The organism is Pseudomonas sp. B6(2017), from assembly GCF_002112765.1.
Lineage (GTDB): Bacteria > Pseudomonadota > Gammaproteobacteria > Pseudomonadales > Pseudomonadaceae > Aquipseudomonas > Aquipseudomonas piscis.
On record NZ_NEIQ01000003.1, the window covers coordinates 427487 to 451832 of the forward strand.

21 protein-coding genes and 1 tRNA gene are annotated in these 24346 nt (G+C 64.8%); 15 read left to right on the top strand and 7 right to left on the bottom strand.

Annotation, left to right across the window (positions count from 1 at the left end; all coding sequences use genetic code 11):
• Nucleotides 1–60 precede the first annotated feature (60 nt).
• Genes CAG11_RS07505 through CAG11_RS07520 form a run of 4 tightly spaced genes read left to right on the top strand, consistent with a single transcriptional unit; the run spans nt 61 to nt 5205 of the window.
• Complete coding sequence (locus tag CAG11_RS07505) at nt 61–537, top strand: formate dehydrogenase subunit gamma (protein WP_022639215.1); 477 nt, start codon at nt 61–63, stop codon at nt 535–537.
• Nucleotides 537–2093 (top strand): formate dehydrogenase beta subunit, encoded by a 1557-nt coding sequence (locus CAG11_RS07510; RefSeq protein ID WP_085595746.1) that lies wholly within the window; start codon nt 537–539, stop codon nt 2091–2093. The genes CAG11_RS07505 and CAG11_RS07510 overlap by 1 nt, the downstream gene beginning before the upstream one ends.
• On the top strand, nt 2090–4987 hold the full coding sequence (fdhF, locus tag CAG11_RS07515; RefSeq protein WP_085595748.1) for a formate dehydrogenase subunit alpha: 2898 nt from the start codon (nt 2090–2092) through the stop codon (nt 4985–4987). The genes CAG11_RS07510 and fdhF overlap by 4 nt, the downstream gene beginning before the upstream one ends.
• On the top strand, nt 4984–5205 hold the full coding sequence (locus tag CAG11_RS07520; RefSeq protein WP_022639212.1) for a formate dehydrogenase subunit delta: 222 nt from the start codon (nt 4984–4986) through the stop codon (nt 5203–5205). Before fdhF ends, CAG11_RS07520 begins: the two co-directional genes overlap by 4 nt.
• A gap of 49 nt (nt 5206–5254) precedes the next feature.
• On the opposite strand, the gene CAG11_RS07525 is transcribed toward CAG11_RS07520, so the two are convergent.
• Nucleotides 5255–5899 (bottom strand): amidase, encoded by a 645-nt coding sequence (locus CAG11_RS07525; protein WP_085595750.1) that lies wholly within the window; start codon nt 5897–5899, stop codon nt 5255–5257.
• A gap of 206 nt (nt 5900–6105) precedes the next feature.
• On the opposite strand from CAG11_RS07525, the gene CAG11_RS07530 reads away from it, so the two are divergent.
• From CAG11_RS07530 to CAG11_RS07565, 7 genes are all read left to right on the top strand, one after another.
• Nucleotides 6106–7491, top strand: a complete 1386-nt coding sequence (locus CAG11_RS07530; protein ID WP_085595789.1) for a sodium:solute symporter — start codon at nt 6106–6108, stop codon at nt 7489–7491.
• Between the two features lie 28 nt (nt 7492–7519).
• Nucleotides 7520–8476 (top strand): agmatinase, encoded by a 957-nt coding sequence (gene speB / locus CAG11_RS07535; protein WP_085595752.1) that lies wholly within the window; start codon nt 7520–7522, stop codon nt 8474–8476.
• Between the two features lie 106 nt (nt 8477–8582).
• Nucleotides 8583–9374 (top strand): helix-turn-helix transcriptional regulator, encoded by a 792-nt coding sequence (locus CAG11_RS07540; RefSeq protein ID WP_085595754.1) that lies wholly within the window; start codon nt 8583–8585, stop codon nt 9372–9374.
• A gap of 167 nt (nt 9375–9541) precedes the next feature.
• A complete protein-coding gene (locus CAG11_RS07545) occupies nt 9542–10969 on the top strand; it encodes an APC family permease (RefSeq protein WP_085595756.1) in 1428 nt (475 codons plus the stop codon).
• Between the two features lie 15 nt (nt 10970–10984).
• Nucleotides 10985–11578, top strand: coding sequence for a DUF3156 family protein (locus CAG11_RS07550; RefSeq protein WP_085595758.1), 594 nt, complete (start codon nt 10985–10987; stop codon nt 11576–11578).
• Between the two features lie 105 nt (nt 11579–11683).
• The gene (locus CAG11_RS07555) at nt 11684–12727 is read left to right on the top strand and encodes an alcohol dehydrogenase catalytic domain-containing protein (protein WP_218191786.1); all 1044 of its coding nucleotides are present in this window, start codon (nt 11684–11686) and stop codon (nt 12725–12727) included.
• Between the two features lie 313 nt (nt 12728–13040).
• Nucleotides 13041–14513: an aldehyde dehydrogenase family protein gene (locus CAG11_RS07565; RefSeq protein ID WP_085595760.1), complete on the top strand. Its 1473-nt coding sequence runs from the start codon at nt 13041–13043 to the stop codon at nt 14511–14513.
• Between the two features lie 66 nt (nt 14514–14579).
• Here CAG11_RS07565 and CAG11_RS07570 read toward each other — a convergent pair whose 3' ends face one another.
• The 3 genes from CAG11_RS07570 to CAG11_RS07580 form a co-directional block, all read right to left on the bottom strand.
• A complete protein-coding gene (locus tag CAG11_RS07570) occupies nt 14580–14990 on the bottom strand; it encodes an SRPBCC family protein (protein WP_022639208.1) in 411 nt (136 codons plus the stop codon).
• Nucleotides 14991–15075: 85 nt separating this feature from the next.
• Nucleotides 15076–16086, bottom strand: coding sequence for an aldo/keto reductase (locus CAG11_RS07575; RefSeq protein ID WP_053132609.1), 1011 nt, complete (start codon nt 16084–16086; stop codon nt 15076–15078).
• Between the two features lie 159 nt (nt 16087–16245).
• Complete coding sequence (locus tag CAG11_RS07580; RefSeq protein ID WP_031319981.1) at nt 16246–17142, bottom strand: LysR substrate-binding domain-containing protein; 897 nt, start codon at nt 17140–17142, stop codon at nt 16246–16248.
• A 127-nt stretch (nt 17143–17269) separates the two neighbouring features.
• Here CAG11_RS07580 and CAG11_RS07585 point away from each other — a divergent pair, with 127 nt between their 5' ends.
• From CAG11_RS07585 to CAG11_RS07595, 3 genes are all read left to right on the top strand, one after another.
• Nucleotides 17270–18061: an SDR family NAD(P)-dependent oxidoreductase gene (locus tag CAG11_RS07585; protein ID WP_085595762.1), complete on the top strand. Its 792-nt coding sequence runs from the start codon at nt 17270–17272 to the stop codon at nt 18059–18061.
• Between the two features lie 133 nt (nt 18062–18194).
• Nucleotides 18195–18270, top strand: a tRNA-Thr gene (locus CAG11_RS07590).
• 839 nt (nt 18271–19109) lie between these two features.
• Nucleotides 19110–19835: a hypothetical protein gene (locus tag CAG11_RS07595; RefSeq protein ID WP_085595793.1), complete on the top strand. Its 726-nt coding sequence runs from the start codon at nt 19110–19112 to the stop codon at nt 19833–19835.
• 32 nt (nt 19836–19867) lie between these two features.
• Here the strand turns inward: CAG11_RS07595 and CAG11_RS07600 are convergent, their stop codons facing one another.
• The 3 genes from CAG11_RS07600 to CAG11_RS07610 all read right to left on the bottom strand — a co-directional run bounded on the left by CAG11_RS07600 (nt 19868) and on the right by CAG11_RS07610 (nt 23601).
• Entirely contained in the window at nt 19868–20629 is a 762-nt protein-coding gene (locus CAG11_RS07600; protein WP_085595764.1) for a DNA adenine methylase, read from the bottom strand.
• 156 nt (nt 20630–20785) lie between these two features.
• A complete protein-coding gene (locus tag CAG11_RS07605) occupies nt 20786–21844 on the bottom strand; it encodes a phage portal protein (protein WP_143494517.1) in 1059 nt (352 codons plus the stop codon).
• Nucleotides 21844–23601 carry a terminase ATPase subunit family protein gene (locus CAG11_RS07610; RefSeq protein WP_085595766.1) on the bottom strand — a complete coding sequence of 586 codons (1758 nt, stop codon included), beginning with the start codon at nt 23599–23601 and terminating at the stop codon, nt 21844–21846. The genes CAG11_RS07605 and CAG11_RS07610 overlap by 1 nt, the downstream gene beginning before the upstream one ends.
• A gap of 151 nt (nt 23602–23752) precedes the next feature.
• Between CAG11_RS07610 and CAG11_RS07615 the strand changes: the two genes are divergently transcribed.
• Nucleotides 23753–24346 (top strand): GPO family capsid scaffolding protein (locus tag CAG11_RS07615; protein WP_143494519.1); only part of this gene is annotated, 594 nt, incomplete at its 3' end.

The window sequence follows — 24346 nt, forward strand, 5'->3', positions numbered from 1 at the left end:
GCCGAGACTTTCGGACAACCGACAACCACCAGGTGTGTCCGTGACCGTGAGGAATGCTGTATGCCTGATGAATCGCTGCACCTGCCTGTGATCCACACCCTGCTGGAGCGCTACAAGGATGTTCCCGGGGCGCTGCTGCCACTGCTCCACCAGATCCAGGAAGAGCTGGGCTACATCCCCGACGTGGCCATCCCCGCCATCGCCCATGGGCTCAACCAGAGCCAGGCCGAAGTGCGCGGCGTGATCAGCTTCTACCACGACTTTCGCACCGCGCCGCCCGCGCGGCACATCCTGCGCCTGTGCCGCGCCGAATCCTGCCAGAGCCGGGGCGCCGAGCAACTGGCGGCGCAACTGCGCGAGCGCCTGCAACTGGACGACCATGGCAGTAGCGCCGATGGCCGCATCAGCCTGCGGCCGGTGTACTGCCTGGGGGCCTGCGCCTGCTCGCCGGCCCTGGAGCTGGACGGCCAGCTGCATGCCCGGCTCAGCGCCGAACGCCTGGATGCACTGCTCGACAGCTGCCGGGAGGATGCGTGATGAACCTCTACCTGTCCTGTGACTCCCTGGCCCGCGCCGTGGGCGCCGACCAGGTGGCCGACGCCCTGCTGGCCCGGGCCGGCCAGCGCCAACTGCCGCTGCAACTGCAACGCACCAGTTCCCGTGGCCTGTACTGGCTGGAACCGCTGCTGGAAGTCGATACCCCAGAGGGCCGCCTGGGCTTCGGTCCGCTGAACGTGGCCGACGTGCCGGCGCTGCTGGACGCCCTGCAAGCCGATCCGGCCAGCCACCCCTTGGCCCTGGGCCTGGTGGAGCAGATTCCCTACCTCAAGAGCCAGCAGCGCCTGCTGTTCGCCCGCGCCGGCATCACCCGGCCGCTGTCCCTGGAGGACTATCGGGCCCACGGCGGTTTCGCCGGCCTGGAGCGCGCCATCGCCCTGGGCGGCGAGCAGACCGTAGCCGCGGTGCTCGACTCCGGCCTGCGTGGCCGGGGCGGCGCGGCCTTCCCCGCGGGGATCAAGTGGCGCACGGTGCGCGAGACCTCGGCGCAGCAGAAGTACGTGGTGTGCAACGCCGACGAGGGCGACTCCGGGACCTTCGCCGACCGCATGCTGATGGAGGGCGACCCCTTCCTGCTGATCGAGGGCATGGCCATCGCCGGCATCGCCGTCGGTGCCAGCCAGGGCTATATCTATGTGCGCTCGGAATATCCCCAGGCAGTGGCCACCCTGCGCGCGGCCCTGGACCTGGCCCGGGACGCCGGCTACCTGGGGGCCGATGCCGGCGGGAGCGGCCAGCCCTTCGACCTGGAAGTGCGGGTCGGCGCCGGGGCCTACATCTGCGGCGAGGAAACCGCGCTGCTCGACTCCCTGGAAGGCAAGCGCGGGATCGTCCGCGCCAAGCCGCCGATCCCGGCCCTGCAAGGCCTGTTCGGCCAGCCGACCCTGGTGCACAACGTGCTGACCCTGGCCTCGGTGCCGCTGATCCTGGCCAAGGGCGCGCCCTTCTATCGCGACTACGGCATGGGCCGCTCCCTGGGCACCATGCCCTTCCAACTGGCGGGCAATGTCCGCCATGGCGGCCTGGTGGAACGGGCCTTCGGCCTGACCCTGGGCGAGCTGCTGCATGACTACGGTGGCGGTACCGCCAGTGGCCGGCCACTGAAGGCGGCCCAGGTCGGCGGCCCCCTCGGTGCCTGGGTCCCGCCCACGCAATTCGACACACCGCTGGACTACGAGGCCTTCGCCGCCATGGGCGCGATGCTCGGCCACGGCGGCGTGGTGGTGGCCGACGACAGCCTCGACCTGGCCCACATGGCGCGCTTCGCCATGCAGTTCTGCGCCGAGGAATCCTGCGGCAAGTGCACCCCGTGCCGCATCGGCTCGACCCGTGGCGTGGAAGTCATCGACCGCCTGCTGGCGGCTCCCGGCCCCGAGGAGCGCCAGCACCAGGCGCTGATCCTCAAGGACCTGTGCGACACCCTGCAATACGGCTCGCTGTGCGCCCTGGGCGGCATGACGTCCTACCCGGTGGCCAGCGCCCTCAAGCACTTCCCTGCCGACTTCGGTCTGCACACCACGGAGGCCGACCAATGATCACGCTCTTCGACCCCGCCAAGGACATCGACCTCAACGCCGTGGACCTGGGTACCCCGGCCCGCGACAGCCAGGTACAGGTCAGCCTGAGCATCGACGGCCGCAGCATCAGCGTGCCCCAGGGCACCTCGGTGATGCGCGCCGCCGCGCTGCTGGGCACCAGCATTCCCAAGCTATGCGCCACCGACAGCCTGGAGGCCTTCGGTTCCTGCCGCATGTGCCTGGTGGAAATCGACGGCATGCGCGGCTACCCGGCCTCCTGCACCACCCCGGTCAGCGAGGGCATGGTGGTGCATACCCAGACGCCGAAACTCTCGAGCCTGCGCCGCAATGTGATGGAGCTGTACATCTCCGACCACCCGCTGGACTGCCTGACCTGCTCGGCCAACGGCAACTGCGAGCTGCAGACCGTAGCCGGCCAGGTGGGCCTGCGCGAAGTGCGCTATGGCTATGACGGCGCCAACCACTTGAGCGACCAGAAGGACAGCTCCAACCCCTACTTCGACTACGACCCGAGCAAGTGCATCGTCTGCAACCGCTGCGTGCGCGCCTGTGAGGAAACCCAGGGCACCTTCGCCCTGACCATCAGCGGCCGGGGCTTCGAATCCCGGGTGGCGGCGGCCGGCGGCGACAACTTCCTGGACTCCGAATGCGTGTCCTGCGGCGCCTGCGTACAGGCCTGCCCCACCGCGACCCTGATGGAAAAGAGCGTGGTGGAAATGGGCCAGCCCGAGCGGGCGGTGATCACCACCTGCGCCTACTGCGGCGTGGGCTGTTCGTTCCGCGCCGAGATGAAGGGCGAGCAACTGGTGCGCATGGTCCCGGACAAGAACGGCCAGGCCAACCATGGCCACTCCTGCGTCAAGGGCCGCTTCGCCTGGGGCTACGCCACCCACCCGGACCGCATCACCAAGCCGATGATCCGCAAGCACATCAGCGACCCGTGGCAGGAGGTCAGCTGGGATGAAGCCGTGCAGTACGCCGCCAGCGAGCTGCGGCGCATCCAGCTCAAGTACGGTCGCGACTCCATCGGCGGCATCACGTCCAGCCGCTGCACCAACGAGGAAACCTACCTGGTGCAGAAACTGGTGCGGGCGGCCTTCGGCAACAACAACGTCGACACCTGCGCCCGGGTCTGCCATTCGCCCACCGGCTACGGCCTCAAGCAGACCCTGGGAGAATCCGCCGGGACCCAGAGCTTCGATTCGGTGATGCAGGCCGACGTGATTTTGGTGATGGGCGCCAACCCCAGCGATGCCCACCCGGTGTTCGGCTCCCAGCTCAAGCGCCGCCTGCGTGAAGGGGCGCGGCTGATCGTCATCGATCCTCGGCGCATCGACCTGGTGGACGCGGTCCACGCCCGCGCCGAGCTGCACCTGGCCCTGCGCCCGGGAACCAACGTGGCCATGCTCAACGCCCTGGCCCACGTGATCGTCACCGAGGGCCTGGTGGACCAGGCGTTCGTCGAGGCCCGCTGCGAGCCCGAGGCTTTCGCCCTGTGGAGCGCCTTCGTCAGCCGTGCGGACAACTCGCCGGAGGTACTGGGCGCCATCTGCGGGGTCCCGGCGGCCGACATCCGTGCCGCTGCCCGGATCTACGCCACTGGCGGCAACGCGGCGATCTACTACGGCCTGGGCGTCACCGAGCACAGCCAGGGCAGCACCTCGGTGATGGGCATCGCCAACCTGGCCATGGCCACCGGCAACATCGGCCGCGAAGGGGTCGGGGTCAACCCGCTGCGGGGCCAGAACAACGTCCAGGGTTCCTGCGACATGGGCTCCTTCCCCCACGAGCTGCCGGGCTACCGGCACATCTCCAACCAGGCCGTGCGCCAGGAGTTCGAGCAGGCGTGGAACGTCAGCCTGCAACCCGATCCGGGGCTGCGCATTCCCAACATGTTCGAGGCGGCCCTGGGCGGCAGCTTCAAGGGCCTGTACTGCCAGGGCGAGGACATCGCCCAGAGCGACCCCAACACCCAGCACGTGACCGCCGCCCTGTCGGCCATGGAATGCGTGGTGGTGCAGGACATCTTCCTCAACGAAACCGCCAAGTTCGCCCATGTGTTCCTGCCCGGGGCCTCGTTCCTGGAAAAGGACGGCACCTTCACCAACGCCGAGCGCCGCATCTCGCGGGTGCGCAAGGTCATGGAGCCGCTGGGCGGCAAGGCCGACTGGGAAGGCACCCTGGCCCTGGCAGCGGCGCTGGGGTATCCGATGCACTACGAGCATCCGTCGCAGATCATGGACGAGATCGCCCGCCTGACCCCGACCTTCACCGGCGTCAGCTATGCCAGCCTGGACCGTCACGGCAGCCTGCAATGGCCGTGCAACGCCCAGGCCCCGGACGGTACGCCGACCATGCACATCGATGAATTCGTGCGCGGCAAGGGGCGCTTCATGCTCACCGGCTACGTGCCCACCGACGAGAAGGTCAACAGTCGCTATCCGCTGCTGCTGACCACCGGGCGCATCCTCAGCCAGTACAACGTCGGCGCCCAGACCCGACGCACCGACAACGTCGCCTGGCACGCCGAGGACCGCCTGGAGATCCACCCCACCGATGCCGAGAGCCGGGGCATCAGCGAAGGCGACTGGGTCGGCATCGGCAGCCGCGCCGGGCAGACCGTGCTACGTGCCCGAGTGACCGAGCGGGTGGCGCCGGGGGTGGTCTACACCACCTTCCACTTCCCCGAGTCGGGCGCCAACGTGATCACCACCGACAACTCCGACTGGGCCACCAACTGTCCGGAGTACAAGGTCACGGCGGTGGAGGTCAGCCGGGTCTACCATCCGTCCGAGTGGCAGAAGCGCTACCAGGCCTTCAGTGACGAGCAGCAGCGCCTGCTGCAAGCCCGCGACCGGTCCCGGGGCCACAAGGCGGAGGTGCGCCGATGAGCACCGCCAACCTGGTCAAGATGGCCAACCAGATCGCTTCGTACTTCGCCAACGAGCCAGACCAGGCCCAGGCGGCAAGCAGCGTGCGCAACCACATGCAGCTGTTCTGGACCCCAGCCATGCGCCAGGAGCTATTGGCCTGGCACCAGCAGCAACGGCAAAGCGAGCTGCATCCCTTGGTGTGCCAAGCCATCGACGCCCCCGGCAAGGCCACCTAGTCCAGCCGCGCCCGGGCCTGCCATCGCGGCAGGCCCGGGCGTCATCCCTTCACCGGCCGGAACAGCGCTGCTGCGCCGGCGCGCTGGTCTGCAACGCCAAAGGCATGCTGGCCCCCGGCTTGCTCAGGGGCAGCAGCTGGTACACGGTGAATACGCACAGCGCCTCCACCTCGCCGCCGGCCACCGGAATGTAGTTCAGGCCGGCATAGGCCTCGTAGCTCTTGCCCGGTTCGAACACCACCACCTTCTGTACCTGCGGGCAGGTGCGGTAGGCGTTGCCGGTTCCCCCGGCCGCCACCCCGCCGCCCTCCAGCAGGAACGGGCGTCCGGCGGGTACCCGGTATTCGGTGGCGATCTCGGAGTATTCGCCTTCACCGCGGCGAATGGCTCCGGGGTAGTCCGGCAGCTTCGGGGCGAATCGCGGCAGCATGTCGATCTGCCGCGGGGCCTCGGGAAACTGTGGATAGTTGACGTTCGCCCGGTGCTCGCTGCCAAAGCGCCCGGCCTTGGCCAGGCGCTGGTTGTCGCCGATGCAACCGGCATAGGCCCCACCGCGCACTTCACCGTTGGTGATCACCCGCAACTGCGCCACCGATGCGCCCAGGGGCGGCTCCGAATAGGGCTCCACCGGCTTGACGCTGCACGCGCCAAGCGAGCCCAACAACGCCACCAGGGCCAGACTTCTGACATTCATCGCTACTGCTTCCTTTGACTGATTGCGCCTCGTGGCCCGGGCAGGCTATCGGCAGGAATGGCGCAGACTTCATCGCTGTCCAGGCATTGGACCACTTGCGTGAAAACACAAGCCAGCTTGCGCCTGCCGGGATGTATCCCAGCCAATCCACGATCTACCCTGCGCTCACCTGCCTGCACAACAAGAACAACCAGGGAGCACCCGTTATGGCACTCGATTATGCGGTCATGTTGGTCTACGTCCTGCTGATGGCCGGCCTTGGCTGGTGGGGCATGCGCAAAGTGCGCAACCAGGACGATTTCCTGGTGGCCGGGCGGCGCCTGGGCCCGGCGCTGTACCTGGGCACCCTGTCGGCGGTGATGCTCGGCGGCGCCTCCACCATCGGCTCGGTACGCCTGGGCTACAGCTACGGAATCTCCGGGTTGTGGCTGGTGTTCATGCTGGGCCTGGGGATCATTGTCCTGAGCCTGGTGCTGTCCCGGCAGATCGCCCAGTTGCGGGTGTTCACCGTGACCCAGATCCTCGAACAAAGGTACCAGGCGTCGTCGCGCCTGATCGGCGGCTGCGTGATGGTGGCCTACGACCTGATGGTGGCGGTCACCGCGACCATCGCCATCGGCTCGATCACCGAGGTGGTGTTCGACATCCCGCGCATCCCGGCGATTCTCTGCGGCGGCACGCTGGTGATCTTCTACTCGGTGATCGGCGGCATGTGGTCGCTGACCCTCACCGACATCATCCAGTTCGTGATCATGACCCTGGGCATCTTCTGCGTCCTGCTGCCCATGAGCGTCGGCCAGGCCGGCGGCCTCGAAGCCATGCAGGCGAGGTTGCCGGCGGGATTCTTCGAGTGGGGCAACATCGGCCTGGACACCCTCCTCGCCTACTTCCTGCTGTACTTCTTCGGCGCGCTGATCGGCCAGGACATCTGGCAGCGATTGTTCACCGCCCGCAGCGAACGGGTGGTGCGCTACGCCGGCCTCGGCGCCGGGTTCTACTGCATGTTCTATGGCGCCGCCTGTGCCCTGGTGGGGGCCGCTGCCAAGCTGCTGCTACCGGACCTGGCGGTGGCCGAGAACGCCTTCGCCGAAGTCACCCGCAACGTATTGCCGGCCGGACTGCGCGGGCTGGTGGTGGCGGCGGCCCTGGCCGCCATCATGTCCACCGCCAGTGCCTGCCTGCTGGCCTCGGCCACGGTGCTCAAGGAAGACATCTACAGCCGCTTCCTGACCCGCGGCCGGGAAAACCACCTGGCCAGCAGCCGCTGGATCACCCTCGGCCTGGGGGTGGCGATGCTGCTGATGGCCTGCCTGGTCAACGACGTGATCGCCGGCCTGAGCATCGCCTACAACCTGCTGGTGGGCAGCCTGCTGGTGCCGATCATCGGCGCCTTGCTGTGGCGCCGGGCCTCGGCTGCCGGGGCCATCGCCTGCATGGTCAGCGGTAGCCTGACGGTGATCGCCTGCATGGCCCGCGACGGCATCCTGGCCAACACCCCGATCTACTACGGCCTGGGCGTCAGCCTGCTGACCTTCGTCGCCGTCAGCCTGGTGAGCCAGCCGGCACCGGCCCTGCGCAGCAGCGCCGATTGATCCCTGAATCCACAACGAGGAATCGCCCATGTCCCAGTCTTTCCCGCAGCCGATAGACGCTGCCCTGGTCCCGCGCTTCGCCGGTATTCCAAGTTTCATGCGCCTGCCGCTGTTCGACGACCCGGCGCAGGTGCAGATCGCCCTGGTGGGGGTGCCCTGGGATGGCGGCACCACCAACCGCGCCGGGGCTCGCCATGGCCCGCGGGAGGTGCGCAACCAGTCGAGCCTGATGCGCAAGGTGCACCACGTCAGCCGCATCGCCCCCTATGACCTGGTGCGGGTCGGCGACCTGGGCGATGCCCCGGTCAACCCCATCGACCTGTTGGACTCGTTGAAGCAGATCGAGGGGTTCTTCAGCCAGCTGCACCAGGCCGGCGCGGTGCCGCTGTCGGTGGGCGGCGATCACCTGGTGACCCTGCCGATCTTCCGGGCCCTGGCCCGCCAGCGGCCAATCGGCATGGTGCACTTCGATGCCCATTCCGATACCAACGACCGCTACTTCGGCGACAACCTCTACACCCACGGCACGCCCTTTCGCCGGGCCATCGAAGAGGGCCTGCTGGACCCCAGGCGCACGGTGCAGATCGGCATCCGCGGCTCGATCTACTCGGCCGACGACGAAGACTTCGCCAAGGACTGCGGGATCCGCGTGATCCACATGGAGGAATTCGCCGACCTGGGCGTCGAAGCGACCCTGGCCGAAGCCCGGCGCGTGGTGGGTGCCGGGCCGACCTACATCAGCTTCGACATCGATGTGCTCGACCCGGCCTTCGCCCCCGGCACCGGTACCCCGGAGATCGGCGGCATGACCACCCTGCAGGCCCAGCAGCTGATCCGCGGCCTGCGCGGCCTGAACCTGGTGGGCGCCGACGTGGTGGAAGTCTCGCCGCCCTTCGACCTCGGCGGCGCCACCGCCCTGGCCGGCGCGACCCTGATGTTCGAGCTGCTGTGCATCCTGGCCGAGTCGGTGGCGAATCGGGGTTGAGCAGGAGCCAGGTTTTTTTGCTCGCACCCGATACCCGGGGGCCAAGTTCCTGTGCACACTGCCGGGTATCTTCCCGGCAGGACCGCCAGGTCCCCAGGTACGCGCCATGCAGTACGACGAACTCAAGGCATGGACCCAGGAAATCACCCAGGTCCTGGGCCAGAACCCCGGCCCGGCACAGTTGCTGGCAACCAGCCAATGGTTGCAGCGACTGTGCCAGGTGGACCATTTCGTGCTGTTCATCTACCAGGGCAACTACCGCCCGCTGTCGCTGTTCGACACCTTCACCGCGCACAAGCGACAGTACTTCGTCGACGACTACCAGACCGGCCCCTACCTGCTGGACCCGCTCTACCTGGCCTGCAGCAACCAGCTGCATCAGGGCCTGCACAGCCTCAAGGAGCTGGCGCCGGACCACTTCTATCTCAGCGAATATTTCCTGAGCTACTACCACCGCCTGGGACTGACCGAAGAGATAGCCTTCTTCGTCGACCTGGATGACAGCAGCACCGGGGTGCTGTCGCTGATGCGCAGCAGCGAGCACAGCGACTTCAACGATCAGGAGCGCCAGTTGCTCGAATGCGCCGAGCAGGTGGTGAGGCTGGTGGTGCGCAGCGCCTGGAGCCAGCATCGGTTGTCCAATCCACGTCCGGCCCTGGAAATGGACCATGCCATTCGCCAGGCCTTCGAACGCTTCGGCGAAGGCCTGCTCACCCTGCGCGAATGTGAAATCGCCAGGCTCTTGCTGCGCGGCCACTCCAACGACTCCATCGCCCAGCAGCTGTTCATCAGCAGCGGTACGGTGAAGATCCATCGCAAGAACCTCTACACCAAGCTCGAGATCGGCAGCCAGTCGGAGCTGCTGGGACTCTTCCTCGACAAGCTCACAGCCTGCTGATCCCTGCTTCCCGCGCCGCCCTGGGCAATCTATCCCTATCGGGATATGTACAGCCCGAAAGGCCTGCTGATAGCGTCCCTGCATCCCGTCGCGCCAGTAGCCCCGGGCTTGCAACTGCAGTTGGGTCGTTACCAAGAACAACAAGAAACATCCACTGAGGTAGGCACATGAGCAACTTGAAACTGAACCGCAGCCTGGGTTTCTGGGCGGCCTACTCGACCTCCGTCGGACTGGTGGTCTCCGGCACTGCGATGGTGGCGCTGGCCAACGGCTACGGCGTCTCGGGGCCGGCATTCAGCATCGTCGCCCTCGGCGCACTGCTGGTGATCCTCTGCGTCGCGCTGTCCTATTCGGAGCTGGCGGCCATGCTGCCCGGGGCCGGCATGATCGGTGAATACACCCTGCCCGCCCTGGGCAAGCTGCCGGCCCTGTTCGCGGTGCTGGCCGGCTACATCGTCCTGGTGGGCACCGATGGCGGGACCAACATGATCATCGGCGGGCAGTCCCTGGAGCGCTTGACCGGCGCTCCCTGGTACCTGTTCTCCCTGGGCATCCTGGCCTTGCTGGTAGCGATCAACCTCAAGGGCATCGAGGTGTTCGGCCGTGTCCAGACCACCCTGGCGATTACCATGATGCTGCTGCTCGGGGCCGTCGGTGCCTGGGGCCTGACGGGCTTCGGCACCCTGGCACCGCTGGAGCAGCAACCGGCCTTTTCCCCGGTGCCGGTGAGCCAGCAGTTCAGCCATTTGAGCCTGGCCATCTGGCTGTTCATCGGCATGGAGTTCGTCGCTCCCCTGGCCGAGGAAGTGAAGAACCCGGGACGCACCATTCCCCTGGCGATGATCGTCGGTTGCGCCAGCATCTGGTTCGTCGACCTGTTGTTCGGCCTGAGCATCACCCGCTACATCGGCCTAGACGCCCTGGCGGCCTCGACCATTCCCCACGTCGATGGCGCAGCGGCCATGCTCGGCACCCCGGGCCTGATCATCATGGGCGGGATCTCCATCCTGGCCGCGGTCACCACCTGCGATACCTACCTGGTGGCAGTGCCACGGATGCTCTACGGCCTGTCCCGGGAGGGCCTGTTGCCGAAGATCTTCTGCTGGTTGCATCCGACGGCGCGCACGCCATGGTTCGGTATCTTCTTCGTGGTGGGGCTGATCATGATCGTGCTCCTGTATGCCATGGCCAATCATGCGGACATCGCCCTGATCACCATGATGATCAGCGTGGCCTGCACGACCTGGCTGCTCAGCTACGTGATCGCCCAGATCGATGTGCTAGTGCTGCGCAGGCGTTATCCACAGGCGCGACGCCCATTCAAGACACCGTTCTATCCCCTGCCCCAGGTGATCGGCATCGGCGCCTGCCTGTACATGATCACCACCCTGGCCAGCGATCCACAGGTGCTGTTCATCGCCACCCTGTGCGCGAGCCTGATCATCCTGTTCGCCGTCCTGTACCTGAAAAGTACCGGGCAAGCCTTGTTTTCCCCACCGTCCCTGGAAGAGGTGCTGCGGCGTATCGAAGAACGCGCCGAGTCGTCATCCGTGGCCAGCCACGGCAACAACTGCGCCCAACTGAAACTGCAGTAGCCGGGGATCATCGTCATGAACCTGTATGCCGCTATCGACCGTCATGCCCAGCTGGCTCTTAAAGGGACAGCCCAGCGCTTCGCCGCCTATCTCCAGCCTCGTGACTCGAACCGCCCCTACTGCCTGGAGAGCCACGGACACAAGCTGGCGGCAGACGACCTGAGCCTGCAACAGCAGTTGGCCAGCAAACTGTTCGGACGCATCTACAGCCTCAGTTGGCAGTGGCACGTGCCCATGGAGCTGGGCCGACGTTCCATGCACATCCGCCTGAACTACCGAGGCTGGCGCCAACGCAACCGCCAGGCCGCGTTTGTCGGCAAGGACTGTCCGGCGTCGTTGCTCGCGGCCCTCAATCGCAGTCCGGTGCTGTTGCCGCTGTGCCTGGCCATGGAACTGGGCGGACTGGAGATTCACTACCGCGCCCAGGAGCGCCGTTGCGATGTGTTGCTGCGGCCAAACTACGGCGACTTCGTCTGGCTGCTGATGCCGCCGCTGAAGTACATCCGCCAGCCATCGCGGGCCGAAGTCGACAGCACCATGCTGCTGATCCATGAGCTCTCGACCCTGTTGCGCCACCACCTGGAACCGCCTTGCGCCGAGGGCGGCTGATTCACTCCTTCGCTCCATGAATCCATGACAACCGGCTGTCGGGCCCTCGGCTACCGAGGCGGCCTGCTGCCCCTGCACAACACTACGACAACCAGGAGTACGACCATGAACGACCTGCAATCCAAAACCATGCAAGCCGCCGTGCTGCGCGAACTGGGCGGCCAGTTGCGCCTTGAACAGGTGGCGATCCCGCAACCTGGCGCCGGCGAGGTGCTGATCAAGGTGGTCGCCTGCGGCGTCTGCCACAGCGATGTGCACGCCTGCGATGGCGACTGGCCCAGCCCGCCGGTCCTGCCATTGATCCCTGGCCACGAAGTGACCGGCCACGTGGTGCAATTGGGCGAGGCGGTGCAGGGCCTGGAGGTCGGGGATGCGGTGGGCGTCCCCTGGATGTTCAGCGCCTGCGGCGCCTGCGAATACTGCCGCGCAGGGATGGAGACCATCTGCAAGCATGGCGAAGCCACCGGCTACAGCAAACCCGGGGGCTATGCCGAATACATGGTGGCACCCGCGGCCTTCGTCGCCAGGGTCGACCCGGCTGCCGACCTCTACGCCCTGGCGCCGATCCTCTGTGCCGGGGTGACGACCTACCGCGGCCTCAAGCGCTCAGGGGCACGTCCCGGACAGTGGGTGGCGATCATCGGCATCGGCGGCCTGGGCCACGTGGCGGTGCAATACGCCAAGGCCATGGGCCTGCGCGTCGCGGCGGTGGATGTCTCACCGGAGAAACTCGAACTGGCCCGCAGCCTGGGCGCCGAGCGCCTGTATGACGCCAGTCGCAATCCCCAGGAAGCGATCCAGGCGCAGCTGGGCGGCGTGCACGCGGTGCTGGTGACGGCGGTGGCCAACCAGGCTTTCGAGCTGGCGGTGGAACTGCTGCGCCAGGGTGGCACGGCGATCTACATCGGCCAACCCGGAGGCAAGGCCGATCAGGTACGCAACTCCATCGACCGGGTGGTCAATTGGGAGCTGACGATTCGAGGCTCCAACGTCGGCACCCGCCAGGACCTGCATGAAGCGGTTGAATTCGCCACCAACGGCCTGGTCAAGGCCACCGTGACCATGACGCACCTGGGGGAAATCAATCAGGTGTTCGGGCAGATCCGCAGCGGCGCGGTGGTTGGACGCAAAGTGCTGAAAATCGCCTGAACCCCAGGGTCTGTTGCCGTTTCGGCGCAAACCGCGTTGCCGCGTCAAATGGCGCCAGGCTAGGCGTAGGACGCAGGCAATGGTTGTTCCCTTGCCAAGTCCTGCAACGACGCATAGCGCCATTTGCCGCGCAACCCGAAGGGACGGGCCGGTTTTAGCGCGTCGCGGCGTTACTCGACGGCTCATTTGGACGGCCAAACTGCGCGTCTCGTGCCTAGCCCCGCGTTAAAACTGGCTCCGGCGCGGTCGCGGCGAAATGGCAACAGACCCTGGCATCGGGTACTTCCCCGCAGCAGTACACAAGGAGTCTTTCATGCTCAAGCAGCTCTACATCGACGGGCAGTGGGTAACCCCGGCCCAAGGTGGCCATTTCCCGGCCTTCGACCCAGCCACGGAGGAAACCCTGCAGCAGGTGGCCGCTGCCACCGCAGAGGACGTCGACCTGGCGGCGCAGGCCGCGCGCCGCGCCTTCGACCAAGGCTGGGGCCAGACCAGCGGCGCCGAACGCGCCGCTTGGCTCGAGGCCCTGGCGGACGAGTTGGCGCGCAAGCACGAGGCATTGGCCATTCTCGAAACCTGCGACAACGGCAAGCCATTGCCCGAGGCCCGACTGGATATCAGCGACAGTATCGATTGCCTGCGCTACTACGCCGGCCTGGCCAGGGAACTGGACCAGCGCCAGGACCAGCCTCTGGAGCTGCCCGATCCGCGCTTCAGTTGCCGCATCCGCCATGAGCCGGTGGGCGTGGCCGGACAGATCATTCCCTGGAACTATCCGTTGCTGATGGCTGCCTGGAAAATCGGCCCGGCCCTGGCGGCCGGTGCCACCTGTGTACTCAAGCCCTCGGAGCTGACCTCGCTGACCGCCGTGGAGCTCGCCGTGGCAGCCAACGACATTGGCCTGCCCGCCGGCGTCCTCAACTTGGTGACCGGTCTTGGCCATCAGGCCGGAGCGGCGCTGAGTGCCCACCCACAGGTGGACAAGATGGCCTTCACTGGCAGCGTTCCCACTGGGGCGAAAATCATGTCGGCGGCGGCGGCCGAGATCAAGAACATCAGCCTGGAACTGGGTGGCAAGTCGGCATTCATCGTCTTCGACGATGCCGATGTGGAAGCCGCGGTGGAATGGATCATGTTCGGCATCTTCTGGAACCAGGGCCAGGTGTGCAGCGCTACTTCGCGCCTGCTGGTCCAGGAGGGCATCGCCGCACGGCTGACCGAACGCCTGGTGGAAGCAGCCCGCGACATCTACATCGGCCCGGGCCTGCAACCTGGCGTGCAACTGGGCCCGCTGGTCAGTGCCGGCCAGTATCGCAAGGTCATGGCGATGATCGAACAAGGTACCCGGGACGCCCGTCTGCTCAGCGGAGGCAAGCGCCCGGGGCACCTGCCCGCAGGTTTCTTCGTGGAGCCGACGATCTTTGCCGAACCCGCCACCGATAGCAGCCTGTGGCGTGACGAGATCTTCGGCCCGGTGCTATGCCTGAAGCGCTTCAGGACCGAGGCCGAAGCCTTGCAACTGGCCAACGACAGCCGCTTCGGCCTGGCCGCGGCAGTGATGTCCGCCGACCTGGAGCGCAGCGCCCGGGTAGCCAATGGCTTGCGAGCCGGCATCGTCTGGGTCAACTGCTCACAACCCACCTTCACCCAGGCGCCTTGGGGCGGGATGAAGCAGAGTGGCATCGGGCGCGAACTGGGGCGCTGGGGGCTGGAGAACTACCTGGAGATCAAGCAGGTGACCGAGTACCGCAGCCAGGAACCCTGGGGCTGGTATCTCAAGCCATAACCCAAAAAAAGCGCCTTGCCCGGCGACGAGTGATCGCCGCCGGGCAAGGCGCCTTGGGTGCCGCGATCAACCTTGCAGGGCTTGCTTGAGCGCTGCCAGGCCATCGGCGTAGATAGTGGTGAACAGCTCGATGGCTTGTTCGTCGCTGATGCCGGCTGGCACGAACGAGCCGGACCACTCGACACGCGAGCCCTTGCCGTTCTCTACCACGCGCAGGGTCGACTGGTAGTCGCGCACGGGGGCTGGCCCCTGGAGGATGGTGTAGCTGTAGCTGCGACCGGCTTCGTTGAAGTCCAGCAAGCGCTCGATGATGGTGTCGCCTTCGGCGCTCTTGAGGCTGCGGACCCGGCCGCCTTCGCTCAGGGCGCTCTGGGGGATGAAGGGCAGCCAGTCGGGCAGCGAGTCGAAACCGCCGATCAGTTGCCAGACGCGCGCAGCGTCGATGTTCAGTTCGATGGAAGCTTTGGCCTGGGCCATGATGATTTCTCCTGGGGCAACAGCCCCTTCAATAAGGTCGTAAACGCTTGCGACAGGGCCGCCAGGCGGCCCCGCGCGGGTAGGATCACTGGGCTGGAACAGGCGCCACTGGGTTGATCAGGCCCTGCTCGCGCAGGTTCTGCCAGAAGGCGGCCGGGATCACCGCGCTCATGGCGGCGTGGTCTTCATTGGCGTGCAGTGGGCGGGTCGAACCGGGGATCACCGAGACCACCGCCGGATGGGCCAGGGCGAACTGCAGGGCAGCGGCCTTGACGTCCACATCGTGGGCACGGGCCACGGCGCGGATGCGCTCCAGCTTGGCCAGCACTTGCTGGTTGGCCTTCTGGTACTCGAAGTGCTCGCCACCGGCGGTGACACCCGAGCTGTACGGACCGCCGACGACGATGCCGACACCTTGCTCCAGCGCTTGCGGCATGACCCGTTGCAGGGCGCGGTCGTGGTCCAGCAGCGAGTAGCGGCCGGCCAGCAGGAAGCCATCGGGACGTGGTTCGTCCAGGTCCAGGGTCAGTTCGATCGGCTCGACGCGGTTGACGCCCAGGCCCCAGGCCTTGATCACGCCTTCTTCACGCAGGCGGGAAAGTACGCGGAAGGCGCCGGTACGGGCGATTTCGAACTGGGTCAGCCATTCGTCGCCGTAGAAATCCTGGGCGATGTCGTGGATCCAGACGATGTCCAGGTGGTCGGTGCCCATGCGCTTGAGGCTGTCTTCGATGGAGCGCAGGGTGGCATCGGCGCTGTAGTCGTTGACGATGCGGTTGCGGTTGCCGTGTTCGAACAGGCCGCTCTTCTCACCCAGTTCACGGGCGGCAGGGTCTTCCAGTTCGTCGAGGATGATGCGGCCGACCTTGCTGCTCAGTACGTATTCGTTGCGTGGACGCTTGGCCAGTGCGGCACCCAGGCGGCTTTCGGAGAGGCCGGCACCGTAGAAGGGTGCGGTGTCGAAGTAACGCACGCCGTTGTTCCAGGCGGCATCGACGGTGGACTGTACTTCTTCGGCGGATACGGCGCGGAACATGTTGCCCAGTGGGGCGCTGCCGAAACCTAGGCGGGTGGGGATCAAGGATTTGAGGCTCATGGATTGCTCCTGGTTGGGGGGAGTCGCTTGTGAACTCCAGTGAGCGCATCCTAAAACCAGCCGTCCGAGACCGTCCAAGTCATAATTCGACAGACTTGAGACCAAACAGGTCAAATCGCTCTAGAACCGCTTCCCGCCCCCAGCCAGGCCCCTCCAAGTTCAGCTTGCCGCCCCTGCCAGCACCATCTCGCGGAAATCCCCGACTATCGGCCGCAGGTCGACACGGTGCCAGGCCGCCCACAGGCCAGTGCTCTGCTGCAACCAGGGCAGCTCGCGCAAGACCACGTTCGGGTTGCCTTCACCATTGATGCTCTGCTGGATCAGCGCCAGGCCCAGGCCGGCGGATACCAGGCCCAGGGCGCTCAGCGGCTCGGCGGCTTCCAGGCGGATCTGCGGGGTGAAGCCCGCGGCCACGCAACTGGCCAGGAAGCGCTCGCGCCGGCTGGGCTGCAACTGGCCTTCGACCATGATCCAGTCCTGCTCGTGCAGGTCGGCCGGCTCGATGCTGGGCTTGTCCGCCAAGGGATGCCCCAGGGGCAAGGCCAGGCGCAACGGGTCGTCGAACACCCGGGCGGCCAAAAGCTCCGGATCGTCGGTGGCCGGCGGTTCGCAGACCAGGGCGATGTCCAGGCTGCGTTGGCGCAGCCCTTCGAACTGCTCCTGGGCCGACAGGTTGTACAGCGCGATATGGATACCCGGGCGCTCCTCGCGCACATGGCGCAAGGCACCTGGCAGCACCCCGGCATGGATCGCATGGCTGACGTAGCCGATGCACAACCCACCCGTCTCGCCACGCCCCAGGCGCCGGCCCAGGGACTCCAGGCGCTCGGCATGCTTGAGCAGGGCCCGGGCTTCGTGAAGGAAGGTGCGACCGTCGGACGTCAGGCGCAGGCGTTGTTGGCTACGCTCGAACAGTTGCAGGCCAAGGCGCTCTTCCAGCTGGGCGATCTGCCGGCTCAGCGGCGATTGGGAAATGTGCAGTTGCTCGGCCGCCTTGCCGACGTGCTCGACTTCGGCGACGGCAACGAAATAACGCAATTGTCTAAGATCCAGCATATGACCCTCAGGGACTCAAGTGTGACTAATTAAGTCATATACGATCTTACTGGCGTTCAATAGGATGGCGCCATCTCGAATCGATCACCGGCACAGGTCTTGTGCCCCCAAGATGAGGAATCCGAACATGCAAATCGATCTGGGCGGCAAGACCGCCATCATCAGTGGCTCCACCGGCGGTATCGGCCTGGGCATCGCCCGTAGCCTGGCGGCCTCCGGCGCCAGCGTGGTCATCGTCGGCCGCAACGCGGCCTCGGTGGCAGAAGCCGTCGCCGGCATCCACGCCAGCAATGGCAGCGCCCGTGGCGTGGTCGCTGACCTGGGTACCGCGGCCGGCGCCGATATCCTGTTCGCCGCCGAGCCCCAGGCCGACATCCTGGTGAACAACCTGGGCATCTACAACGATGTCGACTTCTTCGACACCGACGACCAGCAATGGATGGATTTCTACGAAATCAACGTGCTCTCCGGCGTGCGCCTGTCCCGCCACTACACCCCGGGCATGGTCGAGCGCGGCTGGGGCCGGGTGATCTTCCTGTCCTCGGAATCGGGCGTCGCCATCCCGGCGCAGATGATCAACTACGGGGTCACCAAGGCCGCCAACCTGGCCGTCTCCCATGGCCTGGCCAAGCGCCTGGCCGGCACCGGCGTGACCGTGAACGCGATCCTGCCGGGCCCGACCTTCACCGAAGGCGTGGCCAACCTGGTGGCCGACGCGGTGCGCCAGTCCGGCCGCAGCGCCCGGGAAGAAGCCGACGCCTTCGTGCGCCGCGAGCGCCCCAGCTCGATCATCCAGCGCGTGGCCGAAGTCGAGGAAGTGGCCTCCCTGGTGACCTACATCGCCTCGCCATTCTCCTCGGCCACCACTGGCGCGGCCCTGCGCGTGGACGGCGGCGTAGTGGACAGCCTGGCGATCTGAGTCGCCACACCAGGCGCTTAGCCCGCAACCACCAAAGGTTGCGGGGCCACCCGGCGCCGAGGCCCGGGCAAAAATAGTCAGTTTTCAGGGGTTTACAGAACCCCGCCAATCGCTATAATCGTCGCCCTGACACGCCGGTATAGCTCAGTTGGTAGAGCAACTGACTTGTAATCAGTAGGTCCCGGGTTCGATTCCTGGTGCCGGCACCAGATATATCAAGGGCTTGCAGCGATGCAGGCCCTTGTTTTTCATCCTCCACGTACCAACGCACGTACCAAGCTGCGCATCCACCATGCAAGCCACCAATCTTTCGGAGGCCGTTTGTGTGAATGCATGCGCATACAGCAGGTAGGCCTCTGCCAGCACCGCCCCCTAGGTGCCTTCGGCGTTTCATGTTGACCCATCGGAAAACGGTTAGGACGGTTAGCTTTTCACTAACACCGTTGAAAGCCTTGTGATATGCGGCTTGCGGCTGATCAGGCAAAGTTAGTTTTTGGTCAGTTCTAGGTTATTTCCTAACCTTTTGAGATGTTAATTTGAAGGTTTATAAATTCCTTTAAATTCAACAAGTTAAAAAATCCTAACCTTGAACCTAACCTAAACTAACCCCTCAAAGTTAGGTCCGAAGCCTAGTAAAACCGGGCCTTTCACCCCCTCCCGACGCGCTCAGAAAAAAACTAACCCTTTTCCCGAGGCTCCTCTCAGATTTGGCAGGTGATGCCCCATTCGGTAGGTACTGAAAACGTGCCGACCTTCGCAGGGTTCCGCAGGCTTTTGCCGCCCCAGGAAGGCGCCAGAGCCCCCAGACCGGCGCCGTTCTGAGTAGGTTGCAGGGGTGCAGAAAAAGCGACCCATTTAGCCCGCAGGCGAGGTGGGGGGACGACGGCGCGCGCCAGGTTGTGAAGCACGCCAGTGCCCCGTTGTGGCACGCCAATCCCCCGAATTTGTAGCACGTCACTGACACCGCATTTCGTCGCTTCAATTCGCCGGGTCTGGACTCCCGGATTACTGTATGCACATACAGCATCAGTTAAAGCAGTCTGATCAGATGAAGAATCAACCCTTACCCCCACCAGGCACGAAAGCCGAGCGGATGGCGCAATGGCGCCGATATCTCGACGACCAGGAAAGCCGTTTCAACAATCCAGAAGTGCACCGCTCAATGTGCCGCCTCATCTCGAAAGACATGCTCAACGAGCAGATCATCAGCACCGCAGAAAAATTCGAACTCGACGAGTTAGCAGACTCGGCGTACTGGCACGCAGTCGAAACGTTGATCGACTGTGAGCCCGGCTTCATGCCGTCAGCCTTTTATGACCTCGTTGCGCGCGACGGAGGGCCAAGCATCGGCCGGCTTTCGAGCGGCCTCTATTATCCTGCGGGCAGAGAGGGCTATGCCGCGCAGGTATTGGGGGAGAAAGGAGATCGCCGTCTTGTATTTCGCATGACCGGTGCAGCATGGAAAATGAACGGCATGACGATCACGACCCCAGACGGTCGGGAGCATGACTTGGTGATCACAGGGCAGCGAATCAACGGTATCGAGTACACGAACATCGATGACCCAGACACATATAGAGTGCTTTCCGACTGCGCCGGCCTGGCGCTGGAGAATCACGACTTTGAAACGTACCGGTGCGCACGCCCGCTGCTTCTAGCTGCAGCATTCAAGAAGTGCCCCGAATGCCTTGACCGGTTCGCCGCTCGCGAGGAATGCCTGGCTTGCGCTGGCCAAGGGTTCGTTGTCAGGGGGGACAAAGGAAAGCCGCCCTGAGGCGGCTTTCGGGTGCATCAGGAATCGCGAGTTTAGTAGTTGAAGTAGACAAGCTCGTTTACTGCCTTGCCGCCCTTGCCGCCGACCTCATGCCGGAACGGCACGACCTTCAGCCGCAGGCCTGCGAACACCTTTCGAATCTGCGGGTGGTCGTTGATCGAGATCACCATACGCCCGTTGATTGTCCCAGCCAGATCGGCCATAGCCTGGTACTGGTCGAAGCCGAACGCCCCCGCCGAATACCCTGCCGTCTCCCAATAGGGTGGGTCGAGATAAAACAAGGTGTGCTTACGGTCATACCGTTGGATGCAGCCCTTCCAGTCCAGGTGTTCTATGGTCGTGCGGGCCAGACGCAGGTGCGCTTCGCTGAGCTTCTCCTCGATCCGCAAGAGATTCAGCTTGGGTGGAGCGGTTGTGGCAGTGCCGAAGGTTCTACTCGTGGGCTTCGCGCCGAAACACAGCTGCTGTAGGTAGAAGAAACGGGCCGCCCGCTGAATATCGGTTAACGTCGGTACCGCTTGCATGTTGGCCCATTCGAACATCTTGCGGCTTACCAGCGACCAGCGGAACTGGCGGACAAACTCCTCCAGGTGGTTGGCCACCACGCGATAGAGGTTCACGACCTCGCCATCAACGTCGTTGATCACTTCGACCCGGCTCGGGTCCTTCATAAAGAACAACGCCGCACCGCCGCAGAACGGTTCGACGTAGCAGTCGTGATCGGGAAACTCCGGGATGATGTGTTTTGCCATACGGCGCTTGCCGCCCATCCATGGAAAAATTGGTGTGCTCATAAGTGATCCTTGTCTCAACATGGGGATTCGCTTAGGCTTCGCACCCCCTGCGCAGTGGGGCGAGGCCTTGGTTGGAGCACTCGGCGCGTTCGAGTGATTCAGCGTCGGGCTGGTGTTGACGCACCAGCTCGTCGCCTCGTTTACTGCGCGGGGGCTCTACTTCTCCCCCGCCGCCAGCTCAAACGGCTTGAACTTGACGACCTCCTCGCCAAGCCACTCATTGACCTGAGCCAACCGCGCCTGCAGCGGCTCCAGCTCGTTCACCGCCCAGACCTGGGCAGCCTCTCGCAGCGACCCGAAACCACCCGCGTTCTGCGGCACGATGCCCATCAGTTGGGGCGGAACCCGCAAGGCCGCGAGCAGGTCGTCGCGGCTGATGTTCTTGATCGAGCTGAATTCGTCCTTGGCCGCCACCTCGCTGACCGGAATCAACTGGATACCGTCCTTCTTGCCGGCCGGCGCGTAGACGAACAGGTTGCGAAAGTTGCCCGGCCCCTTCGAGCTCTTCAACGCGGTGCGCAGCGAATCGATGTCCTCGTCCTTCTGCGCTGCGTCGGTCATGTAGAGGATGAAACCGGCGTGGCTGCCGTTGTTGTAGTACTTGCGCCGAAACAGGGTGGCGCTCTCGTTCAGCAGCGCGCTTTGCAGCGCCGCCAGCCACTCCGGCAGCCCGTAGATCTCCTGGTTGATATCGGCCTCGCGCAGGTGGCAGATCGATCCTGCCTCGAATTTGTGCTCGTCTTTCCAGCCTCGCACCATGTAATAGGTCACCAGGTCCTCACCGCGGCGCATGTACTTCGCCAGCGGCGGTACCAGGCCCAGGGTGTTGCGCAGCATGTTGTTGCGCTTCTCAAGGTAGCAGTTGCCACTCCAGAGCCAGTCCAGGGAGAACTGTTCGAAGGCCTGGCGGCTGAACAGCTTGTGTGGGATGAAGGTCCGGGCGAGCATGTTGCGCTTGAAGGTCAGCCCGGACTGCAGGTAGACGCTGGCCCGGGTGGTCTTTGCCAAGCCATCCATCGACATGGGCGTTTCGTACCAGCGGCCGTTGAACCAGCACTCCAGGTAGTCGAGGATCTCGCGGCCATCCAGCACTGGCGTCGGGTCGCCGAAGGTGAACGCCTCGACCGGGCCGGCCTGGGCCTGCAGGAGTTCCCCTTCCACTGCCGCCGAATTGTTGGCCGGTACCAGGTTTTTTCCGCGCGTGCGTCTGCTCATCAGTAGGACTCCATAAATCCGGTATTCGCCGTGGTCTGCCCTTCGAGGGGCTCGTTGTGCAGGGCGTGGAACGTCGCCCAGGCCAAGTCGGCATGACCGGTCTCGTCGTTGCGCCCTGCCGTGTAAGTGATTTGCCGCCCCGAGGCGGTGATTGTTTTGCGGATGGCCATCAGGGACTGGGCCAGGTCGGTCCAGCTCGCGTCGAACTCCAGGCGGCCGTTCTTGATCACGTCGTAGGCCTTGAGCACCAGGCGGGTTTTCACTTCTGGCGAATAGCTGAACAGTGTCACGTTCGGGAAGAACGACTTCACCAGCTGGGCCACGCCGGTACCCAAGCCCGTGGTATCGATGCCGATGTATGTCACCCAATAGCGCTGCGTGACCTGGCGGATAAACTCGGCCTGGGCCGCGAAGTCCATGCCGCGGAACTGGTGCCGCTCGAGCACACGGAACTTGCCACCGGGCACCATGGGCGGCGCAATCACCACCAGGCCGGCTCTGTCGCCCGTTTCCGCGGGGTCATATCCCACCCAGACCGGGCGGTCGCCGAACGGCCGCGTGGCGAAGGGCTTGTAGTCCGATGCCCATAGGTCCCAGCTGTCGACCATGCAGCGTTGCAACATCGCCAGCGGAAAGATGCTCGCCCCGTCGTCGATGAACTGGCACATCAGCAGGTTCTGAAAGGACTCGGCGTCATACTCAAGCCGCAGCTCGTCCAGGTCGAACAGGTCGCAGCCGCGGCCCTCGGCGTCGAGGATCGTAACGATCTGCCGCCAGATCCGGTCCTCGCACAACCGGCCCTGCTGCAGGGCATCGTGGGACACGTCGAGTTTGATCCGCTGCGCCGCCGGCTTGCCCTTGTTGAAGCGCTCGCCAGTCCAGAACGTGTAGGCCTCATGGGCCATGCTCGAGGGCGTCGAGAAGTAGGTCCGGCGGTACTGTTTCTGCATCGCCATGCCGCTGGCGACCTTGTTCAGCTCCTTGAACTTGAAGGTCCAGAAAAACTCGTCGAAGTAGAAATTGCCGTGATAGCCCTGGGCCGTCCGGGCGTTGGTGCCCAGGAAGTGCAGCTCGGCGCCGTTGCCGAGAATGATCGGATCGCCGGTCAGCTCGATACCGACCGTCTCACGGGCGAAGGCCTGAATGTAGGCCTTGAAGATGTGGGCCTGGTTCTTCGAGGCCGAAAGGAAGATCTGGTTGCGCCCGGTGGTCAGCGCATCGATCAGCGCCTCCCGGGCGAAGTAGAACGTGGCACCGATCTGGCGGGACTTGAGAATGGCCCGGGTGCGCTGGTTGCCCGCCTTGTACCAGTCCAACTGGTAGCCGAAACAACCATCGATGAACGCCTCGGTCAGTTTCTCGATGTGTTCTTCATCGAACTCGTTGCGCTTGGGCGCCTTCTTCGGCCCCTCGTTGCGCTTGGCCAGGTTCGGGTTCAGCTCGGTTTCAGTGCCGCCCTCTGTAAAGCGCCGGATGCGCGCCTGGCGCTCCAACTGCCGGTGCAGCAGATCAATTTCTTTGTAGTCTGCCCCTGACTTCGGGTCCTTGAGGATCAACTGCACAAGGCGCGCCTCGGTGGCTGCCTCAATGCGCTCCAGCGGCGTGGCCCGGTCCCATTCGTCCCGGGCCTTCCAGCTGTGCAGGGTCTTTTCCTTTTCCCCGATCAGCTCGGCGATCTCGCACACGCGATAGCCCTGCCAATACAGGTGTTTGGCGTGGCGGCGGTGATCGGTGGGCAAATCGACGATGGCATTCATGGCGCAGATGCTGCCGCCCGCGCGCGAATGCCGCCCGCCCTGCCCCTTGTAAGCCGCACAGTTACAACAGCGGCTCGTTGCCCGGAGAGGCTGCGCTCAACAACATGCCCTCAACGCAAGGTACCACCGCCACCGCATCGAGGATTCAGGCATGGCCGGCAAAACCGACACCCCAGCCAAGAAACACCGCTCCAAATTTTTCCGGGTCGCCGTTGAAGGCGCCACCACCGATGGCCGCCAGATCGAACGGCAATGGCTGGTCGATGCTGCCGACACCTACAGCCTGAACACCTACGGCGCCCGGGTCTGGATCGAGCACATGCGTAGCCTGCTGCCGGATAGCCCATTTCGTGCTTATGGCGACGTGGTCGCGCTGAAGACCGAAGAAGTCGAGATTGCCGGTGCGAAGAAGCTCGCCCTTTTCGCCCAGATCGAACCCACTGCCGACCTCGTCAACATGAACAAGGCCCGGCAGAAGCTCTACACCAGCATCGAGATCCGCCCAAAGTTTGCCGACACCGGCCGCGCCTACCTGGACGGCATCGCGGTAACCGATACCCCGGCCAGCCTGGGTACCGAAATGCTGACCTTCAGCGCCCAACACCCGGACAAAAACCCGCTGGCAGCCCGCAAACGCGACGCCAGCAACCTGTTTTCCGAGGCCATCGAGGTGGCCTTCGAATTCGAGGAAGTCGAGGACGAAAGCGGCAAGGTCGCAGGCCTGTTCAGCCGCGTGCTCGACCTC